This window comes from Desulfovibrio sp. An276, assembly GCF_002159665.1.
Taxonomy (GTDB): Bacteria; Desulfobacterota; Desulfovibrionia; order Desulfovibrionales; family Desulfovibrionaceae; genus Desulfovibrio; species Desulfovibrio faecigallinarum.
In genome coordinates, this window is sequence record NZ_NFJC01000015.1 from 57,111 (window position 1) to 66,886 (window position 9,776).

Sequence of the window (9,776 nt, forward strand, 5' to 3'; positions counted from 1 at the left end):
ATACCTTGAAAACTATAACAAAAGGAGACCATCAATGATTATAGAAACGACAAGTACAAAGAATACCCAGGTGGTAGTATTCAACCTGTGCGGGGTGATTCACGCAGGCGCTGGAAAAACGGTGTCCGACGCGGTAGAAAATTTGTCCATCACCCTGGTAGACAAGGTAGTTGAACCACTGGCTAACGAATTCGAACAGGCTGATGGCCTTATCGGTGATGACGCTGTCAGGATAAGGTTTTTCGAATGGGCCAAAAGTATCGGGTACAAGATAGAAATCATATGCAGCGCACCCGATACAGGAAAATCATTTGTCATTGAGTACGAGACGAAAGAGGATCTGGACGAGTTGAACAAGTGTATAGACGGTGGCTGCGCGTTCAGATGGGTAGATTTCAGCTACACTGGGCTAGATGAACATGTGACTGTTCGGTATCGACTTGATTCTGGTGTGGTTGAGTTCGAAGCGAGTGGTGGGTTCAACGATACACTGTGCGCTTACGCAACCACAATGGATACTCTGAAAGAACGCCTGGCGATAGCCATCAAGGACTTCCTGCTGAATCACCGGTAATTTGCTTAAGCGCATTATTGCCATTTATTGCGCCTTTAACGCCAATAGTTCGCTATCGAAGGCATGCTTGTGGTAAATCCATCCATAAGCATGTCTATATTTTTACCATTAAAAAATAAGGGGCTGTTTTTGTTATAAGTATGTGTAAATATTAGCGAACAGGTTGCTGGTATTTGCGAAAATTTTAATCAAAAGGAGTAACGGGTATGGACACAAGAACCGATGAGGAAATAATCACTATGGACATTGCCACATGTGAAAACAGAGATATTATGGCAGTCCCCTCAAACAGCTTCTCCAGACCAGAACAGCTCTCTCCCAGGGACAGGCGAGACCTCATAGAAATCCAGAAGAATCGATATGGCTTCGACCTTATCCTGAATGTCTGCGGAGCGAAATTCCGAGAAGAATGGCATTCTTATGACCTGTCCCATGCCGCGACCGAACTGGGAAGAAAATTCGCCTACTGGGCATGGGAACCTTTGGTCCATACGAGTTTTATTGAAAGAGATGATCATGCCTTCCCCTTAATCACTGATCTTGAGAGCATGTGTACGGAGAATAGGACGTGCGGCTTTGGCACCCAGTTCAACTTCTATGAGGGTCCATGTATCAAATACGATGATTACGAAGACTTGAAAGCTATTGTTGAGGCATACGAACGTGGCAGACATCTATGTGATATCCGTATGACCAGCGAGTATGATGCACACAAGATAGAGGTCGAGTACTGGCCCAATGCGGACGATACCTGTGTATTCAGGCTGATAGCGCCAGACGACATAGGTTTCGTAGTAAGGACGAAGATATACAAGGAGTGGGAACGTCAATTTGTTGAGTGGACCAAGAACATGGTGCTCAACCACTTCGGCCAAAGGTATGCTGAATTCGTTACTCAGCACATAAGGAGGTGCCTCTAAATGCTGACTGTAACCAACACAGGAAAACTGGTCACCGTCACATTAAAATCCAAGAATCTCATATTCAGCAGCCAGGACAGGCTGGCTACTACCGCCATCCACAACGTGGTGTGCAGCCTGGTAGGCAAGACCTTCAACAAGTACATCGGCAGCCCTGTCTCCGCACAACTGGCTATGGTAGGCAAGGAGAAGGGCGTATGCTCGTATATCGATGACCATCTCAGGCTGGCGTTACGTGATGGGCTGAACGTCAACGTGATAGCCCTGGGAGACTTCAACAGGCGCTACAAGATACCGTACGAGAAAAGCCTGTGGGATATCGTCAGCGATTTACGCACGGTCAGCGGAATACTGGTATACGACGCAGACGACATTGGTACTATCAAGTTTGGCCTCGACTTCCTGAAGACAGACAAATGTACGAAGACGATAGAGCCGTTTCTGGCCTACTACAATAACGCCCAGAACAGCATAATAGATGTATGCAGATGTCCATCACTGAGAAGTCTCAGAAAGCAAGTGGATTACTGGATGCGCTCGTACATACTGAACACATATCTGCGACGGGAGACTGAATGATGATAAACATAGGAAAATACGACGGCACATTCCTCGTGAAAATGGACCTGTTCGGGGAAGAGATAACAGGAAGCGGGCAATCGCTGCTCAAGGCGATAAACGCGTTCTCGGACGCTCTGGTAGAGTATTCGAAAAATATGTTCTCGTATGTAGAGAGATTTTGCTACCTGTACAACAGCGATGAACTTGACGATCTGCATGAATCCGTAGTGTACAAAAAACTCAATCTTGCCAAAAATGGTTGGGGTATATTCTACTCTTTCTGGAGTCCGGAAGGAAACAGTTTGTTAGACATGTACACAGTGCCAACCATAATGATGCAATTCAAGAAACAGAACTATCTTAGGAAAGTCACATTATACAAGGAATATGAATGGCTGTATGCGAGGTTTTTCTTTGTGCCACACAAGAGACCGATATCCGAGTCATATGGTATCAGTCTGCAATATGCAAATGAGCCATTTATTGAGGTACAAGCGCCCAGCGTATACGACTTTGAGAAAAGCGTACGCCTGGCAGTTTACGAACAAATTTTCAAACATTTCGAGCATAGTATATGAAAATATGGTATGATATAGAAAGAGAACCACAGTTGAAACTGGCGAAGTTCTTTGATATTAAAAGGCCATCTGAAGACAGTTTTTTGGTCTCCTTTGACCTTGGATTCAAGTGTTTCGAAGGCAAGGGCAATACACTTAGAAACGCAATCGAAGAACTGACCAACGAAATTGACTATTTCTCCTGGAAGGACTTTGGGGAACTCACACGGCTGTCCAGGAAGATGGAGAGCACCAACGGGACGTTTCTGAACATCTGGTGCTCTGATGTCGAACACAAGGATGTTGAGATGCTGCTCACCTTCGAGAAAAAGGGCTGCAAACTCAAAATCCGACTCTCTGGTAGCGAAGGCATGGCAGATACCATGTACGCATACCAGAATGGGTACAAACTCGACTCAGTTGGCCGGTACTGGGAGCAAGGTGATGTTCGCATGGGAGTAGAGTACTACCCGAAAAGAAAATTCCTCATTCGACAGTACTCAATGCTGATAACCGCAGAAGATCATAACATAATCCTTGCTTGTTACGGAAAAGACCCAACAGGGTGCGTCCAGGAAATGCGTGAGGATTTGTTCGACCTTGTTACAGTAAAGGCAGGCGAGATGCTTCCAATAACACCAAATAATAAGGAGGAAATGCATGTTTGACATCAAGAAGGAACAATGTGGTGATGAATATCGCTATACAATAACTATTGATCTTGGTTTTGAAAAAATCACTGGCACCAGTGATAACCTTGGCGGAGCTGTGCGTTTCCTGTCAAGTAATATTGATGGTCTATTGTGGTGTTACTTCAATAACTTTTCTACTATCAAGAGAACATATCTTCCTGTAGATCTTCCACGTCTAAAAAACTACATTGAAGGTGTTGGCAGGAAAAAGTTTCACCCTAACAGTGATATACGATTTATATTCAGTAACCCGTTTGATGATGAAATAGTCTTGTCGCTCTACACGGACGGTATTGACAAGATAATGGACGAGTTCTCCGTAAACCACGAGTTGATAGGAATCCGGAAAGAGATTGTGTCGACCACCAAAGACAAGGTGTTTCTGGAAGCAGAATATCGCCTCGATGCGGAAGAAGAGGATGAGTCTCCATATAGCACTCATATTTCCTGGAACGTGGGCGACAGCAATATCTCGGTATTCGCTGACAACACATGTTGCCTGATGCCAAAGCTGAATGAGCGATTGTGCATGCTGGTTCTGGAAGAGATGGGCGAGAAGTTCCTCTAAAAGCATAAAGCGGGGTAGGCATGTCCTGCCCCGCCAAAAACAAAAGGAGACAGGATTGATGTGCGATGACTATTTTGACGACGACCCTTATCGCGAGGAAAGAGAGAAAAACCTTGAGCTTATCGAGGTGAAGAAGCTCGGTGAGCACAAGTTCAAGGTAACGCTGGACCTTGGCTTTATGAAATTCGAAGGAGAAGGTCCGTTTCTGAAACAGGCTATCTACGACATCGGCTGGGATCTGAATTGTTTCTGCTGGCAGCACATTGATGAGGATCTTCATCAGCTTACCCGCAAATACTCGGAGAACACGCGGGTATGGCTGGAAAACTGGTGCTATCGGTCCAGTCACCAAAACACCACGCTCACCTTCGTGTTCAAGGAAAAGTATAACGATCCCTATGACCTTATGCTGACCGGAAAGCAGGGGATGGAAGAGATACTTGCTGAATACAGGAAGGGCAGGAGCCTCGAATATATCTACAGAGAGTGGAAACACGAGGATATACGACTTGGGGCCACATTTTTTCCTAGAGGCAAGAAGCGCAAGGAGAGGTTCGGTGTTGTCGCCATACGTGATGACGGCATCAGCTTTATCAACGCAGAGGATAACGACAACGACTCACTCTGCTTGGGGCAAAAGATAATCTCGGACCTTCACGAACTGGTGATGGAAAAGGTTGGGAAGGAGATGCCATGCTGCGCGTAGATTTCAAGGATAATGGCGATTTTAACCTGACCACAACGATTTGCGGGGTGGAAGTCTCCGGCTCAGGGAAGACGCTTTCCGAGGCGATATCCTGCCTGTCTAACTCTGTGTCCATGGAACTCGTCTGGAAGCGGATAGGGCCATTCCTGCAGCTGGATCGCTATCGTAGAAATGTGGAGGATGACATTGATGTTCAGCAACTGATCTACAACAGGTGTGAAAGTCTTATTTCTGCAGGGTTCTTGGTAGATGTCGAGCTTGAAGACAGCATAATCAATTGTAAAAGCGACAGAAACATCGAAACGTTCTGGGCACAGTACTCGGATGGCGAAGCTCTGCACAACATCACTCTTTTCCATGAAGCAGACGGAGAATCTTTGGAGATAGTATACGCGCCTCTTGTCTGGACTACCGAAGACATCTGCTCGAAGCACGTCTCCGTGTTCTTCGACAAGGTATTTGGGGACAGGCAGCTGTGGGTGATGGAAGACAACCAGGACTCGGAACTATGCCACTTCAGTTGTGGTGGAAGAATCAACTACGCCATTGAGGATTTCATCACCAATTATGTTATTGACACAGTTGGCGACAGGATAAAGGTACTCGCAAATGCTGACAGCAAACTACAACAAGGAAACTAGAAAGCTTACCATAACGCTTACTTTGTTTGACGAGATAGGGGTTTACGCAACAAATACTCATGCAGGAAACACGTTGCAGCTCCTGACAGCGGCCTTTATGCGTAGGGTTACCGGCTACATCGGCAGCCCTGAGCTGGTAGCTGCCTGGATGCGCGAAAAGGACCTCTCCAAGCTGGTTGAATGTCTGAACAGGGCTATAGACGACAAGTTTACCGTCAAGGTGATCAACAAGGACAACTCCGAGGAGTCCTTCACGATAGAAAACAGGGGCAGTCTTCCGGCTGCCCTCGGGACTGGCGAAAACCTGGACATGATACTCGTACGCAGAAGAACACAGTATGATGATCTGCAGCTGTCCATAAACAACAACGGGGCTGACGATTTCTTTCACGAAATTTTCTACGTGGACAACCACGACAATGCAGTGATTTCCGCCGCGACATACTTCGATGGTTCGTTGGGAGATGCTGTGTATCTCAATCTGCTTGAGTGCTTTGCCAACAAGTTTTTCTCCGGAGACACGCTACATGCTGACAATAACAAAAGCTGACCATGGTTACGACGTAAGACTTACCCACCTGGACTTTATTGATGTAACCAGAAACGGCGCTCCAGTGGCCAATGCTATTTGGCTATTCTCATACAAATTAGTGGAGTTCCTGTTTGAGACATACATAGGGTGGCCCGACGAGGTAAAGAAAGCGAAGATCATGCACTCTCTCCGCGAGAAGCTTTGCCCAAAACTTGAGCAGGCTATGGGAGATGGCCTGGCAGTGACCATTATGACTATCGACAGGAAGTACCACGATTTCACTCACGACACCCGCGACAGGCTGCTTGAGTTTTTTGACACAAATCCAAACATAACCCTCATAGATGTACACAAGTTTGTTGAAGACGAAATGCTTCGACTCACGATAGTTCTGGACGACTGGGACAGGGACCCTGGTGGCGGTGTTCTGATTGGTAAAAATGGGGTCTACGCGCTGAGTGCTGGTGGGAAAAACTTCAAGGAGCTTGTGGACACCATGAACCACAGTGTCGCTATCAGCCTGCTCAAACAATTCTGCAAGTAAAAAGGAGAAACGCAAATGCTTACAATGGTTAAAAACGGATTGGAAAATAACTACACTGTTGTGTCCTCATTTCTTGATATAACTCTTGCTGGGGTAGGGTATACACCTTCAGACGCTGCAAGTAGTCTTGCGACCAATATTATTTCTGAAATTTACTGCGAGTTTATGATCCATACTGGAGAAATTTTTTTCTGCGAGAATATAATAAAAGATAGATTTGCACACATTAAAGCACGCTATGGCTACGATATCCATGCCCATATACTTAAAGATGATATAGAGGATCTTAATGATTTTGATGAATGGGAATATAAATCTGAAAAAGATGTTGATACCCTTTTCGATATAATAAATAGTGGAAGAACTATTAGTGAAATATATTTTAGTAAACACAATAAATTTGCAAAGAATGAAGAAGATAAATATGCTAATGCTATATATGCCGGATATGTCATAGATTTTCCTAGTGATGGTAGTGGTTGCTATAACAAGATGCTTGGGCACAGTTATGATATCGTAATAAGAGATTCTGCTGGGATAAATGTAGAGCGTACTGCGGATAGTTACGATGAACTGCATGCATATGTTGAAAACGGTATCATGGAATACCTTCTCGATAAATACACAGACAAAGGAATTTCCAGAGTAAAGTAGTTTTATTTGCGCCTACTCAGACACAGCGCTTGGGTAGGCGCTCGAAAGGAGTAACCACAAATGCTGTTCATAGCACCCCCTTCATCCCCTATTGTAACTGCGTTCACCGACAAGGATACTTCAAAGGAAGTGTCTTGGGTACGCCTTGAGTCCGGCCTGAAGAGAATCTTTGGGGAGAGTCCAGATCAACGTAATGCCGAAATCGAGAATCTGCTCGATGTCGTTGACAATCTCAACGTTGGTGAAACTGAACCTGTAACCAGGTACATATCCGAGCACCATGACGAAATGAGACCATCGTTCTACCTGGTATCGGACCCCGGACTTGGTTTTGGTGGCAAGCGCCTCGGTATCTGGTGCAACGACGATATCGCCATGATGTACAGATACACCCACGCTGCAAAGAATATACGCTACCATGTAGGTGGCGTGATGTGGGAAGACAAGGGCTTTGATGGGAGTTGTCGACTGGAGATACGCATCCACGATGATGCCAGTCTCAGGGATATTGCCCTGTTCGCCTTCGATCACGATGACAACCGCGTGCTGTTCTCCGAGGGCAAGACGCTGGAAGAGTTCTGGGTCAAGACCCTCGAAACTATCAGGTAACTGACAGTGTTTTAGGGCGTGCATTCCTCATGTGCGCCCTATTTTTATAGCGAGGCATCGCAAATGATAAAAATAGAGCGTAACAGATTGACAGACGCATACGATATGTCGTTAATCATAATGGGCGTAACCATGTCTTTGGCAAGTGGTGTACGATCACTATCAAAGTCTACATACTATCTTGCAGAAAATCTTCTCTGGACTGTATTTGACGCCAATATGTGCGCATACAACATTATGTACAAATGGCTTGACCATGGGACTCCCGAGATGCTTATACCGCGATTCAGATACGTTCTCGGAAACGGATACAAACTTGAGATAGAGGAAAAGAACCACACTGTGCACATATTCGAATCAACAGATATAAAGGAATTGGAAGAACTTCTCAAACGCAAGAAGGATCTGAAATATTTTCGCATGACCAAGAAAGATGATAACGAGTTTCTTTACGCTGCTGTTTGTATAAGAGACAAAGAAGTGTTTCCTATCAGACTCACGTACGAAAACAAGAGGGAAGATATTGATTGGGACGCATCCTCCAACATCGGTGTCGGATACATGGACCACGCTGTGCTGAGAGACTACATATGGGCGAACATCAACGGGTACCTTCTCGACAAATATATAGATCCTGACATGTTCACAAAGTAGAAAAACAAGGCCTCTTTTTGTTATAAGGATATGATTTGATTGCGGAAATGCGGTACTAGACCCGCGAGAGTTTTAGTCCCGCAAAACCAGAACAAGGGAGGCGATCAGAAAATGCTCACAGTAGAGAAAAACGCGCAAGGCTGGCAACTCACATACGAACTTGGCAAGAACACGGTAACGGCACGCGGCACTATTCCGACACTGGCATCGGAGAAGCTTGCGGCAGAGTTTATCCCCATGGTGTTCGACAAGTACTTGGGTAATCCCGAGCTTGTCCTTCGCCAGACAAAGCTCAACACGCACAAGCTGCGCGAACACCTGGACAGGGCGGTAGCAGACGGGTGCGTTGTGGATCTTCAATCTGGTGACAAAAATATTGAATACAAGGAGCTCAAGCCTGGTGATATAATAGGGTCACTGGCGATATCATTTGGCAACGTAACGGACCGAATGGGATACTATATATACAAGGACCAGGGAAGTGACACGATGAACGTACGATACTACATGAACATACTTCTTGATCCATGTTACTGCATCAGTGTCTTTGGCAGAGATCTTTCTGACGCGATCAACATCTTTAACTACAAAGTATGCAAGTACATGCTGGATATGATGGCTTGCGGGAGAGCGCCGCTTTAACGCAGAAAAACCAAAAACAAGAGGAGGTAAGCTACCGATGCTCAGTTTGCATGGTGAGCCCGGGTTCGGGGAGGGAAGTTACCGGATAGTCCTCAAGCTTGAGGATATCGAGGAGTCGGCTAAGGCAGGAAGTCCATCCGCAGCAGCGTATGAGGTTGCAAGTAAATTTCTTAGCAGGCTGCAGTACAGATATTTTGTGCCACATGACTATATCCTAAGAGTTGAGCAAAAGTAGAACCATATTTTCTGGAGTGCTCAAAAGGATTCCTTATCAGAAAACTACACTAAGCCTGTGTAGGAGCAATCATCATTCGACAGCTATCAAGACTGATATAGGGAGGCATAACGATCCCTGCCTTCTGCATGAATTGAGTTGTTTGTTTATTGGCCCTGCTGACGGTGAGTCTGTTCGCTGAGGACTTAAAGCAGGTGATGGAGCCAAGTTTGCCAAAATATTCAGAGAGTGCTTTGTCGAGCGGCGTAGTCTCCTTGCGCAGCATGAGAAGCACGATAGTGGCTATGATGTCTGAAAGAATCTTGCCCCTGACCGTGAGATCCGTCCATTTCCTGAGTGGAAGTAAGTCAAGGTATTCTTTGGATGTTTTGAAGACTGTTTCGATATTTGTGCGTCCGTAATACCGATCAAGCATCTTGTCAGGCTCCAAAGCAAGATTGGAGAGCAGGATGAAAAAGCCATATTCCACGCGCTTCCATTCCTTGTCACGCTCCTTGAGCTTCTCGTATTCTTCTTCATGATCCCGGCGCCAATTGTGATCACTGCAGAGTGCATTGTTGAGATCAACATACACATAGGCGTATTCCTTAACCCCAAACACCTCTATTTCCTTGCGGACACCAAAGTAGGTCTTGTAGCTTCTCAGGAAAGAATACTTGGGTTTGTAGATGAGATCTTTCACCTTCC

Annotated in this window: 15 protein-coding genes; 14 read left to right on the forward strand and 1 reads right to left on the reverse strand. The window is 45.6% G+C overall.

Features of this window, described 5'->3' with window-relative positions:
• Positions 1-34 precede the first annotated feature (34 nt).
• From B5F76_RS07805 to B5F76_RS07870, 14 genes are all read left to right on the forward strand, one after another.
• On the forward strand, positions 35-574 hold the full coding sequence (locus B5F76_RS07805; protein WP_087353018.1) for a hypothetical protein: 540 nt from the start codon (positions 35-37) through the stop codon (positions 572-574).
• Positions 575-780: 206 nt separating this feature from the next.
• Positions 781-1,494 carry a hypothetical protein gene (locus tag B5F76_RS07810; protein WP_087353020.1) on the forward strand — a complete coding sequence of 238 codons (714 nt, stop codon included), beginning with the start codon at positions 781-783 and terminating at the stop codon, positions 1,492-1,494.
• Positions 1,495-2,073, forward strand: a complete 579-nt coding sequence (locus B5F76_RS07815) for a hypothetical protein (RefSeq protein WP_087353022.1) — start codon at positions 1,495-1,497, stop codon at positions 2,071-2,073.
• Positions 2,070-2,633, forward strand: coding sequence for a hypothetical protein (locus B5F76_RS07820; protein WP_087353023.1), 564 nt, complete (start codon positions 2,070-2,072; stop codon positions 2,631-2,633). Before B5F76_RS07815 ends, B5F76_RS07820 begins: the two co-directional genes overlap by 4 nt.
• A complete protein-coding gene (locus B5F76_RS07825; protein ID WP_087353025.1) occupies positions 2,630-3,280 on the forward strand; it encodes a hypothetical protein in 651 nt (216 codons plus the stop codon). Before B5F76_RS07820 ends, B5F76_RS07825 begins: the two co-directional genes overlap by 4 nt.
• Complete coding sequence (locus tag B5F76_RS07830) at positions 3,273-3,872, forward strand: hypothetical protein (protein WP_087353027.1); 600 nt, start codon at positions 3,273-3,275, stop codon at positions 3,870-3,872. Before B5F76_RS07825 ends, B5F76_RS07830 begins: the two co-directional genes overlap by 8 nt.
• 58 nt (positions 3,873-3,930) lie before the next feature.
• The gene (locus tag B5F76_RS07835; RefSeq protein ID WP_087353028.1) at positions 3,931-4,578 is read left to right on the forward strand and encodes a hypothetical protein; all 648 of its coding nucleotides are present in this window, start codon (positions 3,931-3,933) and stop codon (positions 4,576-4,578) included.
• A complete protein-coding gene (locus tag B5F76_RS07840) occupies positions 4,566-5,219 on the forward strand; it encodes a hypothetical protein (RefSeq protein ID WP_087353030.1) in 654 nt (217 codons plus the stop codon). The genes B5F76_RS07835 and B5F76_RS07840 overlap by 13 nt, the downstream gene beginning before the upstream one ends.
• Complete coding sequence (locus B5F76_RS07845) at positions 5,188-5,769, forward strand: hypothetical protein (protein ID WP_144268421.1); 582 nt, start codon at positions 5,188-5,190, stop codon at positions 5,767-5,769. Before B5F76_RS07840 ends, B5F76_RS07845 begins: the two co-directional genes overlap by 32 nt.
• Positions 5,747-6,295, forward strand: a complete 549-nt coding sequence (locus B5F76_RS07850; protein WP_087353033.1) for a hypothetical protein — start codon at positions 5,747-5,749, stop codon at positions 6,293-6,295. Before B5F76_RS07845 ends, B5F76_RS07850 begins: the two co-directional genes overlap by 23 nt.
• A gap of 15 nt (positions 6,296-6,310) precedes the next feature.
• Positions 6,311-6,949, forward strand: coding sequence for a hypothetical protein (locus B5F76_RS07855; RefSeq protein WP_087353035.1), 639 nt, complete (start codon positions 6,311-6,313; stop codon positions 6,947-6,949).
• A gap of 60 nt (positions 6,950-7,009) precedes the next feature.
• Positions 7,010-7,558, forward strand: coding sequence for a hypothetical protein (locus B5F76_RS07860; protein WP_087353037.1), 549 nt, complete (start codon positions 7,010-7,012; stop codon positions 7,556-7,558).
• Positions 7,559-7,621: 63 nt separating this feature from the next.
• Positions 7,622-8,212 (forward strand): hypothetical protein, encoded by a 591-nt coding sequence (locus B5F76_RS07865; RefSeq protein ID WP_087353039.1) that lies wholly within the window; start codon positions 7,622-7,624, stop codon positions 8,210-8,212.
• A 111-nt stretch (positions 8,213-8,323) separates the two neighbouring features.
• Complete coding sequence (locus B5F76_RS07870; protein ID WP_087353041.1) at positions 8,324-8,854, forward strand: hypothetical protein; 531 nt, start codon at positions 8,324-8,326, stop codon at positions 8,852-8,854.
• A gap of 284 nt (positions 8,855-9,138) precedes the next feature.
• Here the strand turns inward: B5F76_RS07870 and B5F76_RS14860 are convergent.
• The coding region (locus tag B5F76_RS14860; protein WP_162608756.1) for a hypothetical protein at positions 9,139-9,776 on the reverse strand (638 nt) is incomplete at its 5' end.

Bases quoted from the DNA above. Each gene is read 5' to 3' on its own strand.
- B5F76_RS07805 (WP_087353018.1), top strand. From the start codon at position 35: ATGATTATAGAAACGACAAGTACAAAGAATACCCAGGTGGTAGTATTC.
- B5F76_RS07810 (WP_087353020.1), top strand. From the start codon at position 781: ATGGACACAAGAACCGATGAGGAAATAATCACTATGGACATTGCCACA.
- B5F76_RS07815 (WP_087353022.1), top strand. From the start codon at position 1,495: ATGCTGACTGTAACCAACACAGGAAAACTGGTCACCGTCACATTAAAA.
- B5F76_RS07820 (WP_087353023.1), top strand. From the start codon at position 2,070: ATGATGATAAACATAGGAAAATACGACGGCACATTCCTCGTGAAAATG.
- B5F76_RS07825 (WP_087353025.1), top strand. From the start codon at position 2,630: ATGAAAATATGGTATGATATAGAAAGAGAACCACAGTTGAAACTGGCG.
- B5F76_RS07830 (WP_087353027.1), top strand. From the start codon at position 3,273: ATGTTTGACATCAAGAAGGAACAATGTGGTGATGAATATCGCTATACA.
- B5F76_RS07835 (WP_087353028.1), top strand. From the start codon at position 3,931: ATGTGCGATGACTATTTTGACGACGACCCTTATCGCGAGGAAAGAGAG.
- B5F76_RS07840 (WP_087353030.1), top strand. From the start codon at position 4,566: ATGCTGCGCGTAGATTTCAAGGATAATGGCGATTTTAACCTGACCACA.
- B5F76_RS07845 (WP_144268421.1), top strand. From the start codon at position 5,188: ATGCTGACAGCAAACTACAACAAGGAAACTAGAAAGCTTACCATAACG.
- B5F76_RS07850 (WP_087353033.1), top strand. From the start codon at position 5,747: ATGCTGACAATAACAAAAGCTGACCATGGTTACGACGTAAGACTTACC.
- B5F76_RS07855 (WP_087353035.1), top strand. From the start codon at position 6,311: ATGCTTACAATGGTTAAAAACGGATTGGAAAATAACTACACTGTTGTG.
- B5F76_RS07860 (WP_087353037.1), top strand. From the start codon at position 7,010: ATGCTGTTCATAGCACCCCCTTCATCCCCTATTGTAACTGCGTTCACC.
- B5F76_RS07865 (WP_087353039.1), top strand. From the start codon at position 7,622: ATGATAAAAATAGAGCGTAACAGATTGACAGACGCATACGATATGTCG.
- B5F76_RS07870 (WP_087353041.1), top strand. From the start codon at position 8,324: ATGCTCACAGTAGAGAAAAACGCGCAAGGCTGGCAACTCACATACGAA.